Raw genomic sequence first — 22,550 nt, 5'->3', positions numbered from 1 at the left:
GACGAGACTATGGTGAACGTGGTTTACAAAGTGTGTACACGAGCCCTGCACTCTCTCTTTTCAGTCGAGAATAGCCTCAAGAGCACTGCGTTTCTCACGGCTTGAAGAGAGGATGTCTTGGACAGACGAAAGGCTAGGCGTCCCATCAGTGTTGCTCGCCGAAATTGGTAGCGTTGCCAGCACAGACTCCGCGAACCGTGCCACGTCCGGGTTTTGAGAACCTTCGAGGCCATTCCAATCTTCGGCTATGACAGCAAACGTGTCTTTGTTGGTGCCTTCTCCAAGGCCCTCTAGGGATTGAAGTGCTTTTTCTGGTTCATTCAAATAGAAATATGCCTTTGCCTCAATGCCGCGCGCCTCTTCCCCCGGGACTTGGCTGGCATATCGAAGAGCTGCATCTGGCTCACCAGTTCCCAAAAATGCTCTGGCCAAAATCAACTTAGCCTCTTCGTCGCCCTCACCATTGTAGCGAGTCATCATTTCTAAAGCTGCATCGAAAAACCCCATATCTATAAGGCGCTCAGACGTATTGAGACGCGACGAATCTGTGATGGGTGCATTAGAAATTTTGTTAAGATTGCCGATCACAACTTTGGAAAAAGTCATCTCATCACTCTTTGACGCCAATTCTTCCAAAGCTGCGGACATTAAGACGTCTAGCGTGGTCTTATCTGCACCCGACCCTGTTTCTCGATCAAGGACGCGCCGAAGCGCGACGTCTGCATCACCAGAGTAAATCCGCGCAAGGATTGCCGCGTTTTGGAGCGCCTCGCCATCAGCACTGCCCCGATACTCCACCGCCATGGCTTCCGCATTCTCCGCAAATTTTCGGTCGATGGCTTCACCGGAGATCGCCTTGGTCTCAATCAAACGAACCAAGGCTTCTGCAGCCATGGGGCCATCTTGACGGACAATGTCTTCAAAAGTTGAAACGGCCTTTTCTGTGCCACCATCAGCGAGCTGCAATTCCGCGTCGAGAAGGTCGTATGCATCGCCATGTTCACCTTCGGCGCGTGCAATTGCATTTTGAATGTTTTTCGCGCTGGTCTCATCGTTAATCTCAAGAAAGCGTTCCGAAAGAATAGGCCCGAGGTGGCGGCGAATATGCAGCGGCAAGGCGGAAAACGTCGACAAAATACTGTTTTTGTTGTACTCTTCCCAAGCGTTCAGATGTTTTTTGGACATAACAGACCAAAAGGCGACTTCCCCATCACACCGAAATTGTTGGTCCAAACGCCCAGGGTTAGAGGCATATCCATGGTCCATAATATCAGAGATCGCCCAGAGGATATCGTGCCCTTCAACCGTCACCCCAAAATTGGTTAGAACCGACTTTGCCTCAACACCAAATGTCAGAAAAAGATAATACCTCGCCAAACGTTTGACACCCTCTGGGTCAGGGGTATCAAATTCACCAATCGCGCCCGCACGAAACATTGGAAGCTGCAATCCCTGATCCAGTGGATCGCCCCAATTTTCGATGGCCACCAAAGTATTCTCAAGGCAGATATTGCCATTTTCATCGCGGCGTGTGGAGTCGTCTGGTCGCAGTTGCTCGCGATCAATTGAAGACTGAATGAGAATGTGGCTGCGATCCGCTTTAGTGTCTTCAACCTCAGCTTCTGGGGCCTTGATCTGCCCCTGTTGCTCCTCGGTTTGAGCATGTGACTGGGCTTCTTCGACGATGGTTTCAGTCGGGGTCACATCTGCCTCCAGCAATCCTTGGGATACGGCTCGTCCGACCTGTTCAAGCAACTGCAATTGAAGTTCGTCAACGCGCTGATTGCGTTTCTCAGTGTTCTTTTCGTAAGTCTCCATGGTTGACAGAGGTGGCGATGCAAATCGATCGCCTCCAGCTTGACCACCACCAAACACAATCGGGAACTCCAGACCGTCTTGGCCAATGTCTTGACCAATCACATCCTCTTGCACACCTCTAAAATTGTCCCGACCATCACCGGAAATCAGGAGTGGCTCAGCGACGTTGACCTCCGCCAAACTGGGCATGGGAGTCTGCATTGTTTCGTTGGTTTCTACAGCTCTTGTCAAAGGAAGAAGGTTGTCATTCTCCATGACTTGATTTGTCTCAACAGCAGGAAAAGGCCGTTCAAACTTTGAAGCGGAACGTGGCGCTCCATCTTTGATATCTATGACGATACGGCCTTCTCGCAGCTCGAAAGCATCCGCATGTACAGCATCAGAAACCCGAATGACAAAGCTGGATGGTTCGGTTGAAATGGCTGTGATTCTGGTTCTGGGGATCTTGTCGAAAACGGCTCTTGCATCGAATTCGATATCTTTCTCGGATACGCGAAATGCATAGCTATCACCCTGCCGCCCAAACTCCCAATCCACAACTGTCGGAAACTGAAGAACGATGCGCGAAAAATCGGCATGCTCTCCAGACAGGAGAGCAACCGATTCGGCCCGCAGCATCAGCGGACAAATGAAAATCGCGAGAATGACAGTGAAAACGCGGATCATGCGGCGTCCGATTTGACCTCTTTTAGGGCTTCTTCCAACTCGGAAAAACTCGGTCGACAATGGCCAGGAGTATTTTGGCGCCCCACCTCGATACAAATATTCGTGGCATGATTATGAAGGTTTGCGACAAGAACTTCTCTGATGAGTTGGTAAAAATGTCCGTCTTCTTCAATGACATCCTTCATTTTCGCCGAGAATGGCCCAACCAGACCGTATGCCAAAAACACCCCAAGGAATGTCCCGACGAGAGCACCGCCAATCATTTTGCCCAAGATTTCTGGTGGCTGATCAATGGACGCCATCGTTTTGATGACGCCCAACACGGCCGCGACGATCCCAAGTGCGGGAAGTCCGTCACCGATCGCTGCCATGGCGTGGGACGAATGAAGAGCGTGATGCAAATTCGCCTCAAGACGCTTTTCAAGGACTTCCTCAACTTGATGCGGATCATCATAGTTCATGGAGGCCGAGCGCAAAGTATCGCAGATCAGTGCCACGGCTTCTGTGTCACTCAAAATTTTAGGGTATTTCGTAAATATCGAAGAATTTTCAGGTGCCTCAATATGCTCCTCAAGCCCCACGGGATTTTGTCTTGCCAAACGGATCAGTTCGAAAAGCAGACAAAGCAGGTCTTTGTAATCTTCATGCTTCCATTTAGGGCCTTTGAAAACTTTCCCCATATCTTTCAGCGTGTGTTTGATACCGGATATATCGTTGGAAATCACGAAAGCCCCAGCAGCGGCGCCGCCGATCATCATGAACTCAAAGGGCAATGATTTGAGAATAATCCCAAGCTTGCCGCCCGCGGCAATGTAGCCACCGAACACCATGATAAAGATCAGCAGAATTCCAACGATACCGATCATGTTTTTATGTCCTTAACCTAGAGTCCGGGTGAGATAACCCTGTCACAAACCTCTTAAAAAAGTCTGTAAAATGCATTTTATTCGCTTGGGGCATTGGCATTTCTGCCCGCCAAAATGACAGATATTGTATAGGCTGTTTCGGGCTTTAGGCCCGCCATCACGGCACCGGCCGCATCGGGACGCATCCGACCCAAGAAACCGGCGGCAAAATCGGGGGACATCGCTTCAAACAACGCCGCTGCCTCTTTCGGTTTCATCGATTCGTAGACGGTTGTGAGCTTTGCCAAATCGTCCTCAGCGGCAGATTGTGAACGAACCATGGTCGCTTCCAGGCGCGCTTCCGCCTGTTCTAAAACGCCCATGCTTTCAATAATTTCAGCCTTTGCGACTTCAATTTCTTTCATTTTCTGAGCGACCAAAAACTCTTTTTCGCCAACACGCTTTTCACGCTTTAGAAGAGCTGCAATCAGCGCCTGAGTTTCTTCGTCCGTTTGACACACAGCCGGATCAGCCGCCCCATGCGATTCTGTTCCCGCACCATGTTTAAGATCCGACACTTCCCTTGCAATTGCGGCACCTGTGCCCGACGCCAAACGCACCACGGCCGAGGTCAAAAAGACCAAGGCAATGATCCACAGAGCACCGCGGCCTGAGCGCATTTTGCGTTTGGGTGTCTTCCTTTTTACCTTGGGCTTGGACGCTTTCATTCTGCGGCCTCCACGCGGCGTCTCTGACTCAGAAACAATGTTTCGCCTTCAATATTAACGTCTACCGAAGAAGACTGAGGGGCAACGGATGAACCTCCGCTCGGAGCAGTTTTGGGGGCTTCTGGCAAATCGTGCATGGAGGCAATCAACAGCTCCAAACGGCGCGACACATCTTCAGCGCGCGAGGTGAGATCTTCGAGCTTCACCGCAGATCCAGCCGCTGTTTTTTGTGCCTTGATCAATGTTTTAGTCATATCATCCACCTGAGCGGACAAAACGGCAATCGCGCCACCAACACCTTTTTCAAGATCGGTAAACCGACTAAGTCGGCGGGCAAGAACCGCGCAATACACGCCAACGGCGAAGGTCCCGGCGATCATCAAAATATCAGCTATCAGTTCCATATCCGGCTCCTCAATTGACCACGAATTCCATGATGAGAACGTCCTTGATCCGCCCTTCACCCGCAACGATCTGCACCCGCCGCAAAATCTGCGACCGCAGCCGCACTAAGGCGGATGGGTTTTCAAGTTCTGACACTTCAACGGCACGAAGATAGCCGTTCAAAATATCGACAACCCGGGGGAGAAGGGTGATCACCTCTTGTTCATATTGCAAAGGCACTTCCAATTGCGCCTGAAACCGCAGGTGGCGACCTCGCCCAGAGGTATCAATGAGATTGACGATCAAAGGCTCAACCGACACGAAGGCGACGCTTGGTAAAAGTGAGAGCGGCTCTCCCTCCAATTCGCTCAATTGCTCTTCTTCATGCCCGCCCGCAGGAGCGAGCAACAAACCTGAATAGACGGCAAAAAATCCCCCGCCTCCCAAAGCCAACATCAAGACAACCCCCAAGATCAGGGGGAGTTTTGATTTTTTCTTCGGTTCTTCGTCGAGCTGTTCCGCGTCAGCCATGGGTCCATCCAAAAATTTCTTTCTCGAATCCGTTTTATCCTGAAGTTAGCTAACCGATTGTTAAGGCTCATCAGACATTCCTTAAAACAGACGGGGGCAGAAGCCCGCACATCTAAGGAGTGACGTCTTGCAACAGATCCTCTCTGTTTGGTCCAACCTCGACCCGAAACGCCGGGTGATTGTCATTGGCGCAACTGTGCTGATGTTCGCCGCGATTCTCGGGCTGTCTCGGATGGTGACCAAACCCTCCATGGCGCTTTTGTATTCCGGACTCGAATCGAGTGCGGCGGGCGAGGTTGTGCAATCGCTTGAGGCACGAGGCGTGGCCTATGAAATTCGTGGAGGCGCGATCTTTGTTCCCACAAGTGCCCGCGATGAGTTGCGCATGACACTTGCCTCCGAAGGGCTGCCTTCGAATTCAACCAGTGGCTATGAATTGCTTGATTCCCTGTCTGGCTTTGGCACCACATCGCAAATGTTCGACGCGGCCTATTGGCGGGCAAAAGAAGGCGAAATCGCACGCACGATTGTTTCATCCCCGCAAATTCGCTCCGCAAGAGTGCTCATCGCCAATCCTTCTTCGCAACCCTTCAAACGCCAAATCGCAGCCTCGGCCTCCGTGACTGTCATCACCACCAGCGGCGCCCTCTCCACGGATCAGGCCAAGGCGTTTCGCTATCTTGTTGCCTCCGCTGTCTCCGGCCTGGCCCCTGAAGACGTATCGGTGATTGATGGTCGCTCCGGCGTGGTCGTCTCGGGCGATGACGCCGCAGCAGGCACATCATCCAGCACAGATCGCGCCGATGAACTGCGCCAGAATGTTCAGCGCTTGCTTGAGGCACGGGTGGGCGTGGGCAAAGCGGTGGTCGAAGTTTCGCTCGAAACGGTGACCGACCAAGAATCCATTTTTGAACATCGATTCGACCCGGAAGGGCGCGTGGCCATCAGTTCCGAAACCGAAGAGCGTTCAAATTCCTCACAAGATTCTGGCAATGGGTCGGTGACAGTCGCCTCCAATCTGCCCACCGGAGCCGGAGCCGCAGGGGGAGATTCGAGCTCAAACAACAGCGAAACACGCGAGCGCGTGAACTATGAGGTCTCGGAAACCCGCCGTGAAGTTCAACGTGGCCCGGGGGCCATCAAAAGGCTGACCGTTGCTGTCTTGGTTGATGGCATCCGAACCATTGATCCTAACACCGAGGAATCCGTCTGGACCCCACGAAGCGAAGATGAACTGGCCTCACTCAGCGCTCTTGTGTCCTCAGCCATCGGGTTAGACGAGACACGCGGTGATCAGATTACAATCAAAACCATGGAGTTCGAGCCTCTCCTCATTGCTGGCACAGAGGCACAAAGTTCGCTGATTTCCGGGATCAATATTGATCTTATGTCTGTCATCCAACTCGCCGTTTTGGCAGTTGTTTCGCTGGTTTTGGGTCTATTTGTACTGCGCCCGATCCTGTCCAAACCGGCCACGGCTGCCCTTCCCGCACCTGCCGAATCCGCCGCCGAGCGGAGCGGAATGGACAATATGCCAGCGACAATACCCATGCCGGAGATGCCGCGTTCCAGTGCGCCTGCGCTCAATGGGGAAATTGACGGTGGCTTTGAGTTGCCAACCCTTGGCGTGGTTTCGGATTTTGACTTTGGCGACGAAGACTTTGGCATCTCCAACGACCCGGTTAAGCGCCTGAAACGACTGATCGAAGACCGTCAGGACGAAACGGTTGAGATCCTGCGTGGCTGGATGGAAGACACGGAGGAGACCGCCTGATGAAATCTCTTTTCCCATTGGAAGATTTCGGCGCCACGCCTAAAAAAGCCCCAACCCGGCAGACGGCCCAAACGCCTGTGTCCGCTCCTGTGCCTGCCGGCCCCTCGCCCGAGGAAATCGAAACCAACCGGATGGCCGCATATGAACAGGGCTATAAGGCGGGGTGGGATGACGCCGCAACGGCAGAAGCCGAGGATCAGGGTCGCATTGGTGCGGAATTTGCCCGCAATCTTCAGGACTTAGGCTTCACATTCCACGAAGCCCGATCACACATCATGAAAGCGCTCGAACCTCTGTTATCTGAAATGGTGGCAAAAGTTTTGCCGCAATTGGTAGCGGAAACTTTGGGTCAAACAATTTTGGAACATCTCCTGCCAATGGCCGAAGATGCCTCGGATGCACCGATTCAGATTGTGATCTCTCCAGCATCACGTCCGGCAATTCAGCGTCTCATTGACGAGTCGTTAACCATTCCATTGGAAATCATTGAGGAACCCAGCCTCGCAGACGGACAGGTCTACCTGCGGATGGGAGAGCTGGAAAAAAGGATCGATATGGATGCGGCGGTCGACAAGATCGGCCAAGCCATCAACGCGGTCTATGCATTGAACGAGGAGGCCATGAAACATGGTTGACGACAGCGAAGACACCAATGCGCACCCATTTTCACAGGTGCCGATTGAAATCATGATCTCCGTCGGAAAGGCGCGGCCTTTGGTCAAGGATTTGCTCAAACTTCAAAGCGACAGCGTTCTGGCGCTGGACCGTACTGTGGACGACCCCGTCGAACTTTATGTTGGCGACAAATTGATCGCCCGTGGTGAGTTGCAAGAACTCGATGGCGATCAAGCCGGGCAACTTGCGGTTCGTTTGACCGAAGTGGCCGATCTCAAGAACGGGCTGTGAAGCCTATGCGGCGTTTCCTACTGCCCGCACTCATTCTTGGTTTGGCGCTTTTTGCAGATACGGCGGTTGCGCAGGACATCACCCTCAATCTTGGCGAGGATGGGTCTCTTGCCACGCGGTCCATCCAAATCATGCTCTTGGTCACAGTGCTCAGCATTGTGCCCGGCATCGCGGTGACGTTGACTTGTTTCCCGTTCATCGTCACCGTTTTGTCCATCCTGCGTCAGGCGATCGGCCTTCAGCAATCTCCCCCAAACATGTTGATGGTCAGCCTCGCGATGTTTTTGACCTATTTCGTGATGGAACCGGTTTTTATGGAAAGCTGGACCAACGGGGTCGAGCCTTTTGTGAATGGCCAAGTCGAACTTGAAGAGGCCTTCACCCTTTCCGTCGATCCGTTTCGCGGCTTTATGTCAAACCGGATCGACCCGGATACCTTTTCGCAACTGCAGGAGTTGAGGGTGGATTTGGGAGAGATCGACGGCGTCTCTCGCGACGCCCCCCTGTCACTCTTGGTTCCGTCTTTCCTCTTGTCGGAAATAGAACGCGCCTTTCAGATCGGGTTTTTGATTTTTCTGCCCTTCCTGATCATCGACCTCGTTGTCTCGGCAATTCTGATGTCGATGGGGATGATGATGGTGCCGCCTGCCATCGTCTCCTTGCCCTTCAAACTGGCGTTTTTCGTGGTCTCCGATGGATGGGCCCTGATATCAAGTGCCTTGGTACGCAGCTATTTTTAGCCAGATTGCAGTGCACCTGTAGAGCGGTGGAGAGTAGAGCGTATTTTGGCCCGCCGTCTCAAGTGAACAGGAGTGGCCGAACGCCGTCAAACGAGGCGCGCGCGCCACGTGCCGCCGCGAAAGAGAACTCCCGATCAAGCACATTCGACAACATCTTTCGTCATCTTATTCAGCGCCTCCACAAAAAAGGGACGAAAGCCTTCTGGATGCTCGCTCATGGGGAAATGCCCAAGCTCCTCCATCACCGCAAGCGTCGCCCCCGGAATCGCGTCGACAGTCCGCTTGGCGTCTTCGGGCGTGCAGGTCAGATCGTAGGCCCCGACCATGATGTGAACCGGCGTTTTTGCGGTGTCGATCTGGCCCAAACGCGCGATCAGGCTATCGTCACGGGTGTAAAAGCTGAGATCACCCCGAAACACCCCAGGGCCAGACTGCATAAACATCCAAAGTGTGTTCGATCGCTCGACCTGTGACGCGAAAGGAGAGATATTCGCCGACACAAGCGCCGCTCCCATTTCGCCACCATGGGCGTCGGGGCGATCAAACCAGTCAATGTCATACCAAGCAGGCTGAAAGTCGGACGCCTCAATGGCAATGAAGCCGCTAAATTTTTCCGGGTGCAGCGCAGCAAGCTGTAGTGCGATGCGCCCCCCCATCGAACAGCCGGCAAGAAGCGGGCGGTCAAGGCCAAGCCCGTCAATGACCGCGAGAACCGTTTCAATATAGGCGTCGGTTGTGAGCAGGTATTCCTGCGTTTCAAACCCTTCAGGCGGCAAAGATTTGCCGTGCCACGGCATATCGAACGCGATCAGACGGTTAGAGGCAGTGATGTCAGCGTCATTCATCAGATGCCGCCATTGGCGGGTATCCGCACCCGCCGTGTGAAGGCACAGAACGGGACGCCCCTGCCCGGCTTCTTCGAAAAAGATGCGACGCGATGCGCCAGCGACCGTCACAGTCAGATAGCGCCCAATGATGGGTTCAATACTCATGCTGCCACCTCTTTTGACAGGCGCGCAAGCGCCATAACATCTTTGAAAAACCGCAAGTTTTTGACGAGGCAAAGGATATCACCATCAATCCGTCCGCGGCCGATTTTGACAAGACCAAACAGATCATGAAATCCGGCCTCGGGAAGAGGCTGCCAGAATTTTTGCAAAGCCTCAGCATCTGTCCGAAACGCAAAGCGCCAAGGCGTCTTCCGGCTGGGGCCAGGCATCACTTCAACCAACCGACCTTTCTCAAAGGTGAGATAGATCTCTTCACCGTCAATCTCGATCAAAACAGTCTCGGAAAACAGGCGGCCCAAACGCAGTAGGTGCGGTGTCGTGTTCAGTTGCGTTTGTATGTTCTGGAATACCTTAATCACCTACATCTCCTCTACAGAACCTTGATGAACCACAGGTGCCATGTCGCGGGGCAGTCTTGCCATGCCGGTCTGGGTATGGGGTGATACTCTCAAACACGGAGACCATGGCACCAACGTGGCGATGGAGCACGACCCAGCGCATGGTCGGGTATCACCCGATACCGCTCACGGCATTGGTTCAAACACCCGCTTGCCCGAAGAATATGCAAAGACCGGCCTGAAAACCGCGTCCTGTCCAAAAGACAAAGTCGCCAATGTGGAGGAGAAAACATGGGCATTGTAAACCTTGAAAACATCACGGATGTCGTGATCGCGAGTCTGGGCAAGTCCGGTGATATCACCGACCGCCAGCGCGAGATCATGACCTCGCTCATCAAGCACTTGCATGGGTTCTGTAAAGACGTGAACCTGCAACATGGCGAATTTTTGGAAGGGTGCGACTTTCTGAAACGGGCAGGGCAGACCTGTGATGAAAACCGTCAGGAATTCATTCTTTTGGGCGATATTTTGGGTGTTGAAGTGTTGGTCGACATGTTGTCGAACCCCATTGAAGGCACGGAAAGTGAATCGACCGTTCTTGGGCCATTTTACCGCGAAAATCCGCCCGTCCTCCCCAAAGGCGCATCCACGATCCTCAAACATTACGACAATGAGGAAACCGCCTATTACGAAGGGTATATCCGCGACGCAGCCGGCAATGGTGTTGCCGGTGTCACCATGGACGTCTGGGAGGATGCGCCAAACGGAATTTACGAAAACCTCGACCCTGAGCAGCCGGAATACAATCTTCGCGGTCGCTTTGAGACCGATGAAAACGGCCACTACGCCTTTGTTGCCGTTCGGCCTGTGCCCTACCCGATCCCGGACAATGAGACCGCGGGCGAGCTGTTGCGGTTTATGGGGCATCACCCAAACCGTCCCGGCCATATGCACTTTATCTTCTCTAAAGACGGCTATCGCCCTTTGATCAGCCAGATTTACGATGCCGAAAGTGATTGGCTCGACAATGACAGCGTGTTTGCCGTCAAGGACAGCCTGATCGGCACGTTCAAGCCTGCGGCAGAAGCGCTTGGAACCGACTTGCACTTCGAGTTCGACTTCGTCCTCAAGGCGGACGCAAACGCGACATCAGTCGCAGCCGAATAAAACCTGTACCTTCCTGTGAATGGCCCCCGTAGATCGGGGGCCTTTTTTTAATCGCGGGCGTGACTTACAGTTGAAACGACAAGGGCGGATGTCAGGCGGGGGGCTATGAATTTCAAACAGATGACCTATTTCATCGCAGTTGCAGAGGAGCTTCATTTTGGCCGTGCGGCAGAGCGGCTCGACATGGCCCAACCTCCGTTGAGCCGGGCGATAAAACAGATTGAAGAAGACCTTGGAGCAATCCTCTTTAACCGTGGCCGCAGTGCAATCACTCTGACGCAGGCGGGCGAGCGGTTGCTTGAACGCAGCAAATCCATTCTGGCGCAATTGGATGACACAAAACTGGAAATTCGACGGATCGGCCAAGGCGCCGAGGGGCGACTGCGCATCGGGTTTGTTGGTTCTTCGACCTATGGGATTTTTCCAACGATCATAAAATCCTTTCGTGCCACCTACCCGACGGTCAACATGAGTCTGATCCCTTTGAACAATGCTCAACTTCAAAAGCAGCTCGTCTCAAGGATGATCGACGTCGCCTTCGCACGCCCCGCTCTGAAAGATCCTGAATTCGCGGTGAAAGAGCTTGTGATAGAAGATTTGGTCCTTGCCCTGCCGGATACGTTCGACACAGGGTCGCGCCAGATTGCCGACCTTAGCAAACTCGCAACGCATAACCTGATCCTTTACCCGGAATTCCCGCGCCCCAGCTACGCAGATATGGTGATCAAAGCCTGCGAAGATGCCGGTTTCACGGTTCCGATGCGCGTTTTTACCATGGATTTGCACACTGCGCTGAGCCTCGTCGCGATCGGCGAGGGCGTGTGTATCGTCCCCGCCTCGGTCGGATCGACGCCCCGAAACGGGATCAAGTTCCTTAAGATCGAGCCCGCAATCGCACGAACGTCTCTGTCCTTAAATTATCGTCTGGACGAGCAGGGCGTGCATGTTCAGAATTTTGTCAAACTTGCACAGCGCGTCGCGCGAAAACTGATCTGAAAGCTATCGGCCATGATTGGAGCTTTTTCCTCGTCCTGAACGTCACGGCCATGTTCTTGCGCTGACACACTGTGTTGCCCGCGGGCTATGCCCCAGCGACGGTTTGCAATCGTCCCCCGCCTCCCCGGCAAAAGAATTTGATCTTGTCCGGGTCCAAACTGATGCCGATCCCCGGCCCCTGCGGAACTTCGACGCAAAAATCCCTGTAGATGATGGGGTCGGCCAGAATGTCTTCGGTCAACAGCAGCGGGCCAAAGAGTTCCGTACCCCATTGCAAAGTCTCGACCGTCGAAAAGATTTGAAGTGCCGCAGCCGTGCTCAATCCCGTCTCAAGCATTGTGCCAGCATAAAGACTGATCCCCGCCGCCTGCCCGACCGAAATCACTTCGGCGGCGCGTTTCAGTCCGCCAGATTGCCCGATTTTCACCGCAAACACATCAGCGGCACGATGGGTGGCCACCGCGAAAGCGTCCTCGGGTCCGTTCAGCGCCTCATCCGCCATGACAGCAATCTCATAGGACCGGGTCAACTCCGCCATCGCGTCGAGGTAGCGCGCCTGCACTGGCTGTTCGACCAACTCGCACCCAACGTCTTGTAAGCCCTTCAATCCCCACCGCGCCTCGGAAAGAGACCACGCCTGGTTGATGTCCACACGAATGCTGGCCGCATCTCCAAGCGCATCTTTGATCCGGGCGACATGTGCCACGTCTTCCCGCACGGAACGCTTTCCGATCTTGAGCTTAAAAATATTGTGGCGACGCGCCTCCATCATGTCCAACGCCTCGGCAATATCTGTCTCTGAATGGCCCGACGCCAAGGTCCACGCCACGGGCATTTTGTCCGCCACCCCGCCGCCGAAAAGCTGCGAAACGGGAACCCCAAGACGCTTGCCCAAACCGTCCCAAAGGGCAATCTCGACAGCCGCTTTTGCGATCCGGTTGCCGCGCACCTGTTTGTCCATGAGCTGAAGGATGCCATTCACATTATCGGCGTCACGACCCAGCAGAGCCGGTGCAATATAGGTCTCAATGGCCGATTGAATGCTTTCCGGGCTTTCCGGACCGTAGCTCAGCCCGCCAATTGTTGTACCCTCGCCAAGACCTTCGGACCCATCAGAAAACGTCATACGGACCAGAACAGCCGATTGCATCCGCATCGTTGCCATCGACAACACATGTCCCCGAATGGTTGGGATATCGAGGATCATGGTTTCGATCTGGTCGATTTTCGTCACGTCTGTCACCGCATTTATAAGTTTTGTTGCGATGAGTTTGCGCGTCACAGCCGCCTTGTGTCGATGATGCGCCGGGTCTTGGGTGATACCCTAAAGAACTGTTGCGGACTAAAACTGGCCTACATTTATGAAATCACTGTCAAAATAGACTGCGCCGCGATGCGCGTACCGGGGGTTGCTTTCATCTGCTCAGAAATGGTTTTGAGATGGGCCAACATCGCCGTATCTCCCAGAAGCGCGCTGATCACCTCGCGCAATTGTTCGGGCGTCCAGTCGTTGCGCTGCAAAAACGCACCCGTGCCAGTCTGCTCGGCGCGCAGACCATTGTCATGACCATCCCAACAATAGGGCATCACTAGAGACGGCACACCAAAATACATCGCCTCGCAATAGCTGTTGTTGCCGCCGTGGTGGATGAACAAATCCGCTTGCGACACGATCGAGGGCTGTGGGAACCAACTGCCCAGATACACATTGTCAGGCACTTGGCTGTAGCTTTCCAAAAAGCCACCGACATTGACAAAGAACCGGGCGGGAATGGTGGCAAACACTTCGATCATCCGCGCAAACAGCTCAGTGTCGATGGCCCCAAGGCTCCCAAAGCTCATGTAGACAATCGGCCCCTCGTTGACAGGCAGGGGCGGCGGGTCGAATTGCGCCTCTTCGCGCACGCAACCTTCGAGAAACACGAACAGACGCTCGTCCAGCGGCACCACGCGGTCATGACGGATCGCCGTGGGGGCCAGCAATAGGTTCAAATAAGGCGAAGGTTCCAAAAACAGACCCGCAGGCAGGGGCGGCAGGCCGCGCTGACCCCGGAACACGTTGTATCTGTGATGCGCCGGGGCCGTGATCTCAAGATAGGCCGCCTCAAAGGCCGGGCGCGCAGGATCGTCTGCGGCCATGCCCGACAAATAGGGCGGGACATGTGCATCAGGGATTTCGGTTTCGGTACAGGACACCACACGCACCCAAGGCACGCCCGCATTCGCGATGGCCGGAAACATGATGACGTTGTCGAGCACAATCCCCGCGGGTTTGATCCGTTTGAGCAGGGTCTCAAGCCCGTCCTCGGCCCGGATCGCCGTGTCCACAATCGCGTCCCAAGTGGGCGCAACATAGCTGTGCAGTTGTGCCATGGGATCTTGGTTGAAATGGGCGACATGGGCCGTGACAAAGCTCTGCCATGTGTCTTCGGTTTGCGGTTGTGAGGGTGCTGTGGCCGGAAGTTGGTATTCCTTAAACCCGTATTCGGCAAAAACACCGTTGAACCCAGGGTGGCATAGGAACACCGGGATAGCGCCATAGCGTTGCAAGTCTTGCGCAATACCAACGCAATTGAGAGCAGAGCCAAAACTGGCTTCGGGGAAAAGGGCAATAATGGGCTTCGTCATAATGAGCCTCCGCGCGCGAGGGGTAGAATGCCGCGATTGACCGTTTGCGGTTTACGGATCTGGCTGCGCCGTAGATGCAGCACCATTTGGTCGGCGGCAAGCTGAAGTTGCATCCGCTCCAGACTGTCGAGAATACCCAGATGTTCATTCAGCGATTGGCGCAGGCGAAAATCCGCGATGGTGTGATCCTTTTGCGTCGAGAGGCGCAGGCGCTGATGAGCCAGCAAGACGCCGCGCGCAAAACGGTTGCCAGAACTTTCGGCGATGAAGCTGTGAAAGGCGCAATCCAAGCGTAGAAAAGCCGAGGAACTGAGCTTGCCATCAGGGCGTTGGAGAAACTCTTCCGTCTGTTGCCGCATCAAGCCGATCTTTTGGCTGTCGACCTGAAAACCCGGCGTCAAAATGGCCTGTGGTTCAAGCGTCAATCGAAAGGCGAGGCTTTCTTCAATCGCGTTTGGCGTGTCCAACATCGGCTGAAACGCCCAAGCGCGGCCCGGAAGCTGAACAACGATTCCGTCGGAAGACAGTATTTTTAGTGAATTTAATACAGACGATCTTGGTGCGCCGTAGCGCCGAACAAGCGCGCTGACAGACTGAACATCTGAGAGGCGGCGCTCAGCCCGATCCGAGAGAATGCGCGCCGCCAAAGACCCCTCCATATCATCAAGATCAGAGGAGATGTCCGCCGACAGAGCATCCGGCGTGAGATTAAGGAAAAACCCACCCTCCTCGCGCCTTTGAACAATATCTTTTTGTTCCAATAGCTTAAATGCGGATCTAATGGGCGTTCTCGACACCCCACACGCCTCGGACAAGACCGATTCCGGCAGGTGATCTCCCTTATTCAAATCATGCTCTAAAATGAACTCAATGATCTGGCGGGCCAGCTTTAGGTGGTTTTGACGCGTGTTGCTGCGCGATCTCGGCATAAGCCCCTCCTCTGAGGCTGGGGTTTTGGGCCCAGAGCATCCGACCAATCGGCCGCCACCAAAAAAGACCGCAAAAACAAATTGACGTATAATTTCTACGATTAATACTAAGACTATAGCGATCATAAAGAATCGCAACACAAATTACCGAACCATGGTTCGGACAGTCCAACAGACCCATTGGAGGTTACGTTTATGATACAACACACACTGCGCAGCGGTGTTTGCTTGACCGTGACACTGGCTGCGCTGGCCGCACCTGTGCTGGCTGAGCCGCTCACCGTGTCAAACTGGGATGGCTATATGGCCGCCGATGCGATTGACACGTTCAACGCCGCAACCGGCAACGAAGCCGAACTGGTGTTGCACGCCACAAACGAAGAAATCATGGGCAAATTGATCGCGTCAAAAGGCGCAGGTTATGATGTTGTCTTTGTGTCCTCGCCGTTTGCCGAAGTCTTGCACAACCTAGGTTTGGCCGAAGAGCTCGACCACGACAAAATCCCCAACATCGCCAATCTCTACACCGAAGCCACCGAGCTGCCGCACGATCCGGGCAACGTGTTCTCGCTGCCTTATGCCTGGGGCACGACTGGGCTTTGCTATCGCTCCGATCTGGTTGCAGAACCGACCTCTTGGTACGATCTTTTGGAACCCACCGAAGCCGTCTCCGGCAAGACCACCATGCTCGCAACCGACCGTTGGTTGTTGGCTGCGGGTCAATTGGCGCTTGGCTATTCGGTGAACGAAACAGATCCCGACAAAATGGCCGAAGTGCGTGATCTTTTGATCAAAGCCAAAGGCACTTTGCTGGCCTATGATGACACGACGTTCTACGCCAAGCTTGTGTCCGGCGAAGCAGAATTGGTGCAAGCATGGGATGGCTGGTGCAACTACGGCATCGGTGAAAATTCCGACATCAAATACATGATCCCGACTGAAGGTTCTGATCTTTGGGTCGACACGATGGTGATCCTGAAGGCGTCTGAGCACAAAGATGCGGCCTATGCATTTGTGAACTACATTCTGGATGCCGAAAATCACCGTTGGGCCGCCGAAAACATCCTCTACAAAGTGCCGAACAAGGCCGCGATGGACGGTGTCGACCCGGCGCTGATCGAGACATTCCCAAACATGGGCATGGCCCCGGCGGATATGTTGAAATTTGAGCAATTGCGTGACGTGGGAGCCGCCCAGCGCGACTATTCTCGCCTCGTCTCCGAGATCAAAGCGAACTGATCCAAACACGCCTCGCTCCCTTTTGGTCCCGCCTCTTTCCCCAAGGGCGGGACCATCCCCCCCCAATCGCACAAAATGATGCTGACTGGTTCAGCACAGGGATTTTCTATGTCCACTGACCGCCGCCCCATGATCTTGATGACCCCGGCCATGTTCTGGCTGTTTGGGTTGATGGTTGTGCCCTGTGTGCTCATCCTCGTGCTCGCCTTTTTCCGGCGGGGCATTTACGGCGGGATTGAGTATACAGTCACATTTGAAAACCTCGCGCTGGTGTTTGACCCGCTGTATTTCAAGATTTTCCTGAAATCCGCCGGGATCGCCGGGCTGTCCGCCGCCATTGCCTGTGTACTGGGCTATGCGGCGGCCTATGCTATTGCCGCGATGCCACGTCGCCACCAATCCATGCTGTTGTTCTTTGCCGTGCTGCCGTTCTGGTCAAACTATCTGGTGCGCACCTATGCGTGGATCGTGTTGCTGAACCGCGAAGGCTTGATCGTGAACCTTGCCCGCTGGCTTGGGTTTGAGGGTGAATTGCCCAGCATGTTGTATTCGGAGCAAGCCGTGATCATCGGCCTGGTCTACAACTACCTGCCCTTCGTCATTCTCAGTTGTTACGCGCCACTGTCGCGTCTGAACCCCGATATTTCCGAGGCCTCGCGCGATCTGGGCGCGTCTGGATGGACCACGTTCCGCCGTGTGACGCTGCCGATGACTGTGCCGGGGATCGCCACGGGGTTTGTCTTTGTCTTCGTCCTCTCAATCGGCAATTTCGTGACCCCCGCGCTCTTAGGCGGTGGCCAGTTCCAAATGATCGGCAACCTTGTCTACGCCCAATTCCTGACCGCGAATGATTGGCCCTTTGGTGCGGCGCTTTCGATGGTGTTGATCGCGGTGATGCTTGGTCTTTTGATGCTGCAAGCTGTCGTGGCCGAGCGCGCCTCTGGTCGCAAAGGAGCGCAAAATGGCTGATCGCAACACATTCCGCCTGATGTTGGTCATCCTCGGCGTGATCTTTGCCTTTCTCTACATCCCTATTTCGGTGCTGGTGGGCCTATCCTTTAACGAAGGTGGCCTCCCCACCGCTTGGACCGGGTTTTCGTTCAAATGGTATGGTGCTTTGCTTGAGAATGAGGACATCCTCAAAGCGGCGGGCAACACTTTGATCGTGGCGATTTTTTCGACCCTGTTGTCCACGCTTTTGGGCAGCTTGTTGGCCATCGGCGTCGAAATCCGCCGTCGTAATGGCAAATGGTTGGAAACTCTGATTTTCGCCCCGATGATCATTCCCGACATCGTTTTGGCCATCGCGTTGTTGTCGTTTTTCTCGCTGATCGGCGTAAAAATGGGGCTGCACACGATCATCGTCAGCCATGTGGTGTTCAACCTGGCCTTTGTCTGCGCCGTGGTGCGGGCGCGGTTGAAAAACTTTGACTGGTCGATTGTCGAAGCCTCCGCAGATCTCGGTGCCTCGACCTTTACCACGCTCAAACGCGTCATCATTCCGGTGTTGATGCCCGCCATCGTTGCGGGGGCGCTTTTGGCCTTCACCCTTTCTGTGGATGAATTCATCATCGCCTTTTTCACATCAGGTGCCGGACGCGCCTCGATCACTCTGCCGATGCAGATTTTCGCCATGATCCGCTTTGGTGTGACCCCTGAAATTAACGCTCTGGCCACTCTGGTGATGGCGGTCTCTGTGATCGCACTGGCCCTCTCCCAGCGACTGAACAAAGGAGGCTTGCCCGGCCAATGACCCAATCGTTTTTAAGCATCAAAGACGTCTCCAAGACCTTTGGCACTGTGCAAGCTGTCGATGGCGTGTCGCTGGACATTCGCAAGAACGAGTTCTTCGCGCTCCTCGGCGCCTCAGGCAGTGGCAAAACCACCCTGTTGCGCATGCTCGCGGGGTTTGAAGACCTCTCGGCCGGTGACATCACGCTGGAGGGTACGTCCATCGCCGGACTCGCGCCCAACCAGCGGCCTTTAAACCTGATGTTCCAATCCTACGCGCTGTTCCCGCATATGACCGTGGCGCAAAACATTGCTTACGGGCTTGAGATGGATCGCCTGCCGAAAGCGGAGATCGCAGCGCGGGTCAATGAGATCCTTGAGGTCATTCAGCTTGGTCATTTGGCCAAACGCAAACCCGACCAACTTTCGGGTGGGCAACGCCAACGGGTCGCCTTGGCGCGGGCTTTGGTGAAACGGCCAAAGGTGCTTTTGCTCGACGAACCGCTGGGCGCGTTGGACAAAAAACTGCGCAGCGAGATGCAGCTTGAACTCAAACGGTTGCAGCATGAGTTCGGCATCACCTTTATCATCGTGACCCATGACCAAGAAGAGGCTTTGGTTATGGCCGACCGCATCGCCATCATGAAGGATGGCAAACTTTTGCAGGTCGGCAGCCCACATGACATTTACGAAGCGCCGCAAAGCAAATTTGCCGCCGACTTTATCGGGGTGATGAATTTCCTGCCGGTCCACAAAAAGGGTGCTGACTTCGTTGGCATGGATGGCCGTGTGATCCGATCCGAAAGCATCGCTGAGATCGCCAAGAATGGCGCGGCCCTCGCCGCCATTCGCCCCGAGCGGCTCCATGTCACCGGCACCGGCGACAACCAGTTGAGCGGCGAGATCGTCGCGGTGGCCTATCACGGTCTTGATCTGTTGCTGCATATCAAAACGCCGCTCTCAGACACCCCGGTGATTTCGCGGATGACCGCAGATGAGGCGGACGGCCACGCCCCCGAAGTCGGCCAAAGTATCACCGTGCAGTGGTCCGCCAAAGACACCCATATTTTCCCAAATTGAACCCCGTCAAAGGAGTCACCATGGAACAGAAAACCTTCGCCCTTTTCCCCGAAGCCGCCTACGGTCCCGCGTTGAATTCAGTCGGGATTGCACAAGCCTTGACCAAGATGGGACATAAAGTGGTGTTCCTGTCCGATCCCGGCTTTGTCGAAATTTACCAAGGCTACGGCTTTGAGGCCCATCCCGTGGCCCTCTCTGAACCGATGCCGCCCGAGCAAATGGCGAAATTCTGGGAAGATTTCATCAACGGTCACATCCCCAATTTCCGCAAAGCGCCGATTGATCAGATCGACAATTACGTCAAGGAATGTTGGGAGGCGATCGTCGACAGCGCCAAATGGGCGCAAAAAGATTTGCCCGCCGTTTTGGACAGGATCAAACCCGACGTGATTGCCGTCGATAACGTCATCCTGTTCCCGGCGATCAAACAATATGGCGTGCCATGGGTGCGGATCATTTCCTGCTCTGAAAACGAGATCGAAGACCCGGCCATCCCGCCGCACCTCTCCGGCATGTCGGAAAACGACACCGAGGGCCACGCGGCGTTTCGCGCCAAGTTCGAGGAGGTCATTGCCCCGATCCACGCCGATTTCAACGCTTTCCTCGCGGAGTGCGGCGAAGACGCGTACAAGATCGGCGAGTTTTTCGAAGCCTCCCCCTATATGAACATGATGCTCTATCCGCAGCCGCTGACCTATAAGCGCGAGACCCCGCTTGACCCGGCGCGGTTCCAGTATCTCGAAGGTTGCGTGCGCGAAGATGCGCCCTATGAGGTGCCAACATTTGCCGCCAACAACGACGGTCCGCTGCTTTATGTCTCCTTCGGCTCGCTGGGCTCTGGCGACACCGATCTGTTGAAACGGCTGATCACGCTGATCGGCAAGACCCGCTATCGTGCCCTGTTCAATGTCGGCGATTACAAAGACGAATACTCCGACATCCCGCCCAATGTGATCATCGAAAGCTGGTATCCACAGCCCTCCGTCATCCCGCAAGTCGATGCGGTGATCCACCATGGTGGCAACAACTCCTTCACCGAGTGCCTGTATTTTGGCAGACCCGCGATCATCATGCCCTATGTTTGGGACGGCCATGACAACGCGATGCGCGTGCAAGAAACCGGCTACGGTTTCCGTTCCGATCGCTATGAATGGAGCGACGAAGAGATGATCGCCAAGATCGAAGCCTGTCTGACAGATGCAGACATGGCCGACCGCTTGGTCGCCATTTCCAAACATATGCAGTCCTGCGAAGGGCCTTTGAAGGCGGCGAAACTTTTGGCGGGGTTGGTCGCATGACAAACCTTTCCTCCTCCGCGCCGCATATTCACGGTGCCGCCACGTTTGACGATCTCGCCGATTGGGGCGCACAGCCCGACGCCCTTGCAGGCGCGTCACATTCCACCGGGCGGCTTCTGTTCAAAGGGCCAAACAATAGCCCCGAAACCGGCATTTGGGTCTGTACACCCGGTACATGGCGGCTTTCCGTGCCCCGCGATGAGTTTTGTTACTTTATCTCCGGGCGCGCCCAATACCGCAGTGACGCAGGCGAGGTGATCGACATCACCCCCGGCACCGCTGTGGTGTTTAAGGCCGGATGGACCGGCGTGGCCGAGATTTTTGAAACAACCCGCAACAGCTACATGCTCACCTAAGGGATTTGAGAGATGACAACACCTGTTTTGAAAAACCCGACTGCGCTCACCGAGACCGTCGATTGGGGCATCATCCCCACCATGATCGAGGGCGAGTCCCACGTCAGCGGCGTGGTGATGCACAAAGGACCCGAGGGCCAGTCTGAATGCGGGGTGTGGATCTGCACCCCCGGCAAATGGGAGTGCCATGTGACCTCTGACGAATTCTGTCACTTCCTTGAGGGACGCTGCACCTATGTCCATGAAAGCGGTGAAGTGATTGAAATCACCCCTGACACGGCGGCGTTTTTCCCGAAAGATTGGAAAGGCGTCTGCACCGTCCATGAGACCATCAAAAAGGTCTATATGATCCGATGACCGTGCTCTGTGCCCCCACCAAACTTGATCCGCCCATCGCCTCGTTTTTGGCGCGTCATGGACAGGCCGCCGCCACGGTGTCGGCGCTGCCCGGCGACGCCTCGGCGCGGCGGTATTTCCGCCTGACGGATGCGGAGCTGTTGTTGATGGATGACCGCACTGACCCGGTGGGCTTTGCCGCGTTCTTGCGGTTGGCGCGCCACCTCGCAGGTTTGGGCCTGAGCGCCCCACGGGTTGTGGGGGCAGACCCGGCGGTGGGGCTTGCCTTGATCGAAGACTTCGGCACGGCGACCTATGGCAATCTGCTCACCTCCGGGCATGATGAAACCGAGCTTTATGAGTTGGCGATTGATGCTTTGGTGCATCTGCACAGCCAACCGACCGCAATTGAGGTAACCGTTCCGGCCTATGATCGGGCGGTTCTGCTCGAAGAAGTGTCGCGGTTCTCCCATTGGTTCGTCCCGGCGTTTCGCCCCGATTTGGACGCGTCCGTGTTCGATGCGCGGTTCTCACGGCTCTGGGACACGGCTTTTGCGCCACTGGACGGGCAGTTGAACGCCTTGGTTCTACGTGATTTTCACATCGACAACCTGATGTTGTTGGCCGATCGCCAAGGCGTCGCGCGCTGTGGCTTGCTTGATTTTCAAGACGGCGTGCGGGGTGCGGGGGAGTATGACCTCATGTCCCTGCTGCAAGATGCGCGCCGCGATTTGGCACCCGGACTGGAGCAGGCAATGTTGGATCGGTATCTCACCGCCATCCCCGCGCACTGCGGCAGCAAGGATGAGATCCTGCACCGCTATCACCTTTTGGCCGCACAGCGGCACACCCGCTTGGCCGGACAATTTCTGCGCCTGTGCAAACGCGATGGCAAGCCCGGCTATCTGGCCTTCATGCCCCGCGTGATGCGCCAGATGCAGGCCGCCTTGGAGGCCGCCAATCTCAACGAGATCGCAGACTTTATTGACCAGACGTTGCCCGGCTGGCGCGACGCTGGACCCGCACTTTCGCGGATGAATACGTAAGGAT

25 protein-coding genes are annotated in these 22,550 nt (G+C 55.0%); 15 read left to right on the top strand and 10 right to left on the bottom strand.

Going from position 1 to position 22,550, the window contains the following annotated elements; all coding sequences use genetic code 11:
* Positions 1-60 precede the first annotated feature (60 nt).
* From DA792_RS17750 to DA792_RS17730, 5 genes are all read right to left on the bottom strand, one after another.
* On the bottom strand, positions 61-2,484 hold the full coding sequence (locus tag DA792_RS17750) for a hypothetical protein (RefSeq protein ID WP_107721638.1): 2,424 nt from the start codon (positions 2,482-2,484) through the stop codon (positions 61-63).
* Positions 2,481-3,350, bottom strand: coding sequence for a flagellar motor stator protein MotA (motA, locus tag DA792_RS17745; protein WP_107721636.1), 870 nt, complete (start codon positions 3,348-3,350; stop codon positions 2,481-2,483). The genes DA792_RS17750 and motA overlap by 4 nt, the downstream gene beginning before the upstream one ends.
* A 77-nt stretch (positions 3,351-3,427) precedes the next feature.
* Positions 3,428-3,907: a MotE family protein gene (locus tag DA792_RS17740; protein ID WP_254679306.1), complete on the bottom strand. Its 480-nt coding sequence runs from the start codon at positions 3,905-3,907 to the stop codon at positions 3,428-3,430.
* A gap of 146 nt (positions 3,908-4,053) precedes the next feature.
* Entirely contained in the window at positions 4,054-4,461 is a 408-nt protein-coding gene (locus DA792_RS17735; RefSeq protein WP_107721632.1) for a hypothetical protein, read from the bottom strand.
* A gap of 10 nt (positions 4,462-4,471) precedes the next feature.
* Positions 4,472-4,972, bottom strand: coding sequence for a flagellar basal body-associated FliL family protein (locus DA792_RS17730; protein WP_107721630.1), 501 nt, complete (start codon positions 4,970-4,972; stop codon positions 4,472-4,474).
* 127 nt (positions 4,973-5,099) lie between these two features.
* Here DA792_RS17730 and fliF point away from each other — a divergent pair, with 127 nt between their 5' ends.
* From fliF to fliP, 4 genes are read left to right on the top strand one after another with little or no spacing between them, the layout of a single operon-like run.
* Complete coding sequence (fliF, locus tag DA792_RS17725; RefSeq protein ID WP_107721628.1) at positions 5,100-6,746, top strand: flagellar basal-body MS-ring/collar protein FliF; 1,647 nt, start codon at positions 5,100-5,102, stop codon at positions 6,744-6,746.
* Complete coding sequence (locus DA792_RS17720; protein ID WP_107721626.1) at positions 6,746-7,381, top strand: flagellar biosynthesis protein; 636 nt, start codon at positions 6,746-6,748, stop codon at positions 7,379-7,381. The genes fliF and DA792_RS17720 overlap by 1 nt, the downstream gene beginning before the upstream one ends.
* Positions 7,374-7,652 (top strand): FliM/FliN family flagellar motor switch protein, encoded by a 279-nt coding sequence (locus DA792_RS17715; RefSeq protein ID WP_107721624.1) that lies wholly within the window; start codon positions 7,374-7,376, stop codon positions 7,650-7,652. The genes DA792_RS17720 and DA792_RS17715 overlap by 8 nt, the downstream gene beginning before the upstream one ends.
* A 5-nt stretch (positions 7,653-7,657) precedes the next feature.
* A complete protein-coding gene (gene fliP / locus DA792_RS17710) occupies positions 7,658-8,392 on the top strand; it encodes a flagellar type III secretion system pore protein FliP (protein ID WP_107721622.1) in 735 nt (244 codons plus the stop codon).
* 134 nt (positions 8,393-8,526) lie between these two features.
* Here fliP and DA792_RS17705 read toward each other — a convergent pair whose 3' ends face one another.
* Positions 8,527-9,384 (bottom strand): alpha/beta fold hydrolase, encoded by an 858-nt coding sequence (locus DA792_RS17705; protein ID WP_107721620.1) that lies wholly within the window; start codon positions 9,382-9,384, stop codon positions 8,527-8,529.
* Positions 9,381-9,761 carry a hypothetical protein gene (locus DA792_RS17700; protein WP_107721618.1) on the bottom strand — a complete coding sequence of 127 codons (381 nt, stop codon included), beginning with the start codon at positions 9,759-9,761 and terminating at the stop codon, positions 9,381-9,383. Before DA792_RS17700 ends, DA792_RS17705 begins: the two co-directional genes overlap by 4 nt.
* A gap of 61 nt (positions 9,762-9,822) precedes the next feature.
* On the opposite strand from DA792_RS17700, the gene DA792_RS17695 reads away from it, so the two are divergent.
* The 3 genes from DA792_RS17695 to DA792_RS17685 all read left to right on the top strand — a co-directional run bounded on the left by DA792_RS17695 (position 9,823) and on the right by DA792_RS17685 (position 11,903).
* Positions 9,823-10,044: a hypothetical protein gene (locus DA792_RS17695; RefSeq protein ID WP_159075318.1), complete on the top strand. Its 222-nt coding sequence runs from the start codon at positions 9,823-9,825 to the stop codon at positions 10,042-10,044.
* Positions 10,032-10,907, top strand: coding sequence for a dioxygenase family protein (locus DA792_RS17690; RefSeq protein WP_107721615.1), 876 nt, complete (start codon positions 10,032-10,034; stop codon positions 10,905-10,907). Before DA792_RS17695 ends, DA792_RS17690 begins: the two co-directional genes overlap by 13 nt.
* A gap of 105 nt (positions 10,908-11,012) precedes the next feature.
* Entirely contained in the window at positions 11,013-11,903 is an 891-nt protein-coding gene (locus tag DA792_RS17685; protein WP_107721613.1) for a LysR family transcriptional regulator, read from the top strand.
* 85 nt (positions 11,904-11,988) lie between these two features.
* On the opposite strand, the gene DA792_RS17680 is transcribed toward DA792_RS17685, so the two are convergent.
* From DA792_RS17680 to DA792_RS17670, 3 genes are all read right to left on the bottom strand, one after another.
* A complete protein-coding gene (locus DA792_RS17680) occupies positions 11,989-13,137 on the bottom strand; it encodes a muconate cycloisomerase family protein (RefSeq protein WP_302666021.1) in 1,149 nt (382 codons plus the stop codon).
* 125 nt (positions 13,138-13,262) lie between these two features.
* Positions 13,263-14,531 (bottom strand): nucleotide disphospho-sugar-binding domain-containing protein, encoded by a 1,269-nt coding sequence (locus DA792_RS17675; RefSeq protein ID WP_107721612.1) that lies wholly within the window; start codon positions 14,529-14,531, stop codon positions 13,263-13,265.
* Positions 14,528-15,460, bottom strand: a complete 933-nt coding sequence (locus tag DA792_RS17670) for a GntR family transcriptional regulator (protein ID WP_107721610.1) — start codon at positions 15,458-15,460, stop codon at positions 14,528-14,530. The genes DA792_RS17675 and DA792_RS17670 overlap by 4 nt, the downstream gene beginning before the upstream one ends.
* 195 nt (positions 15,461-15,655) lie before the next feature.
* On the opposite strand from DA792_RS17670, the gene DA792_RS17665 reads away from it, so the two are divergent.
* From DA792_RS17665 to DA792_RS17630, 8 genes are all read left to right on the top strand, one after another.
* Positions 15,656-16,699, top strand: coding sequence for a polyamine ABC transporter substrate-binding protein (locus DA792_RS17665; RefSeq protein ID WP_107721608.1), 1,044 nt, complete (start codon positions 15,656-15,658; stop codon positions 16,697-16,699).
* Between the two features lie 108 nt (positions 16,700-16,807).
* Entirely contained in the window at positions 16,808-17,668 is an 861-nt protein-coding gene (locus DA792_RS17660) for an ABC transporter permease (protein WP_199908086.1), read from the top strand.
* Positions 17,661-18,452, top strand: a complete 792-nt coding sequence (locus tag DA792_RS17655) for an ABC transporter permease (RefSeq protein ID WP_107721606.1) — start codon at positions 17,661-17,663, stop codon at positions 18,450-18,452. Before DA792_RS17660 ends, DA792_RS17655 begins: the two co-directional genes overlap by 8 nt.
* Positions 18,449-19,510, top strand: a complete 1,062-nt coding sequence (locus DA792_RS17650) for an ABC transporter ATP-binding protein (protein WP_107721604.1) — start codon at positions 18,449-18,451, stop codon at positions 19,508-19,510. The genes DA792_RS17655 and DA792_RS17650 overlap by 4 nt, the downstream gene beginning before the upstream one ends.
* A 20-nt stretch (positions 19,511-19,530) precedes the next feature.
* The gene (locus tag DA792_RS17645) at positions 19,531-20,808 is read left to right on the top strand and encodes a glycosyltransferase (protein WP_107721602.1); all 1,278 of its coding nucleotides are present in this window, start codon (positions 19,531-19,533) and stop codon (positions 20,806-20,808) included.
* The gene (locus tag DA792_RS17640; protein ID WP_107721600.1) at positions 20,805-21,164 is read left to right on the top strand and encodes a cupin domain-containing protein; all 360 of its coding nucleotides are present in this window, start codon (positions 20,805-20,807) and stop codon (positions 21,162-21,164) included. Before DA792_RS17645 ends, DA792_RS17640 begins: the two co-directional genes overlap by 4 nt.
* Before the next feature lie 12 nt (positions 21,165-21,176).
* Complete coding sequence (locus tag DA792_RS17635; RefSeq protein ID WP_107721598.1) at positions 21,177-21,521, top strand: cupin domain-containing protein; 345 nt, start codon at positions 21,177-21,179, stop codon at positions 21,519-21,521.
* Complete coding sequence (locus tag DA792_RS17630) at positions 21,518-22,546, top strand: aminoglycoside phosphotransferase family protein (protein ID WP_107721596.1); 1,029 nt, start codon at positions 21,518-21,520, stop codon at positions 22,544-22,546. The genes DA792_RS17635 and DA792_RS17630 overlap by 4 nt, the downstream gene beginning before the upstream one ends.
* Positions 22,547-22,550: the final 4 nt, after the last annotated feature.

Source organism: Celeribacter baekdonensis, from assembly GCF_003047105.1.
Classification (GTDB): domain Bacteria; phylum Pseudomonadota; class Alphaproteobacteria; order Rhodobacterales; family Rhodobacteraceae; genus Celeribacter; species Celeribacter baekdonensis_B.
This window is presented reverse-complemented; position numbering and strand designations above follow the sequence as displayed.

Excerpts from the sequence above, each read along its gene's own strand:
- DA792_RS17750 (WP_107721638.1), bottom strand. The coding sequence starts at position 2,484 with ATGATCCGCGTTTTCACTGTCATTCTCGCGATTTTCATTTGTCCGCTG.
- motA (WP_107721636.1), bottom strand. The coding sequence starts at position 3,350 with ATGATCGGTATCGTTGGAATTCTGCTGATCTTTATCATGGTGTTCGGT.
- DA792_RS17735 (WP_107721632.1), bottom strand. The coding sequence starts at position 4,461 with ATGGAACTGATAGCTGATATTTTGATGATCGCCGGGACCTTCGCCGTT.
- DA792_RS17730 (WP_107721630.1), bottom strand. The coding sequence starts at position 4,972 with ATGGCTGACGCGGAACAGCTCGACGAAGAACCGAAGAAAAAATCAAAA.
- DA792_RS17720 (WP_107721626.1), top strand. The coding sequence starts at position 6,746 with ATGAAATCTCTTTTCCCATTGGAAGATTTCGGCGCCACGCCTAAAAAA.
- DA792_RS17715 (WP_107721624.1), top strand. The coding sequence starts at position 7,374 with ATGGTTGACGACAGCGAAGACACCAATGCGCACCCATTTTCACAGGTG.
- fliP (WP_107721622.1), top strand. The coding sequence starts at position 7,658 with ATGCGGCGTTTCCTACTGCCCGCACTCATTCTTGGTTTGGCGCTTTTT.
- DA792_RS17705 (WP_107721620.1), bottom strand. The coding sequence starts at position 9,384 with ATGAGTATTGAACCCATCATTGGGCGCTATCTGACTGTGACGGTCGCT.
- DA792_RS17695 (WP_159075318.1), top strand. The coding sequence starts at position 9,823 with ATGCCGGTCTGGGTATGGGGTGATACTCTCAAACACGGAGACCATGGC.
- DA792_RS17690 (WP_107721615.1), top strand. The coding sequence starts at position 10,032 with ATGGGCATTGTAAACCTTGAAAACATCACGGATGTCGTGATCGCGAGT.
- DA792_RS17685 (WP_107721613.1), top strand. The coding sequence starts at position 11,013 with ATGAATTTCAAACAGATGACCTATTTCATCGCAGTTGCAGAGGAGCTT.
- DA792_RS17675 (WP_107721612.1), bottom strand. The coding sequence starts at position 14,531 with ATGACGAAGCCCATTATTGCCCTTTTCCCCGAAGCCAGTTTTGGCTCT.
- DA792_RS17670 (WP_107721610.1), bottom strand. The coding sequence starts at position 15,460 with ATGCCGAGATCGCGCAGCAACACGCGTCAAAACCACCTAAAGCTGGCC.
- DA792_RS17665 (WP_107721608.1), top strand. The coding sequence starts at position 15,656 with ATGATACAACACACACTGCGCAGCGGTGTTTGCTTGACCGTGACACTG.
- DA792_RS17660 (WP_199908086.1), top strand. The coding sequence starts at position 16,808 with ATGTCCACTGACCGCCGCCCCATGATCTTGATGACCCCGGCCATGTTC.
- DA792_RS17655 (WP_107721606.1), top strand. The coding sequence starts at position 17,661 with ATGGCTGATCGCAACACATTCCGCCTGATGTTGGTCATCCTCGGCGTG.
- DA792_RS17650 (WP_107721604.1), top strand. The coding sequence starts at position 18,449 with ATGACCCAATCGTTTTTAAGCATCAAAGACGTCTCCAAGACCTTTGGC.
- DA792_RS17645 (WP_107721602.1), top strand. The coding sequence starts at position 19,531 with ATGGAACAGAAAACCTTCGCCCTTTTCCCCGAAGCCGCCTACGGTCCC.
- DA792_RS17640 (WP_107721600.1), top strand. The coding sequence starts at position 20,805 with ATGACAAACCTTTCCTCCTCCGCGCCGCATATTCACGGTGCCGCCACG.
- DA792_RS17635 (WP_107721598.1), top strand. The coding sequence starts at position 21,177 with ATGACAACACCTGTTTTGAAAAACCCGACTGCGCTCACCGAGACCGTC.
- DA792_RS17630 (WP_107721596.1), top strand. The coding sequence starts at position 21,518 with ATGACCGTGCTCTGTGCCCCCACCAAACTTGATCCGCCCATCGCCTCG.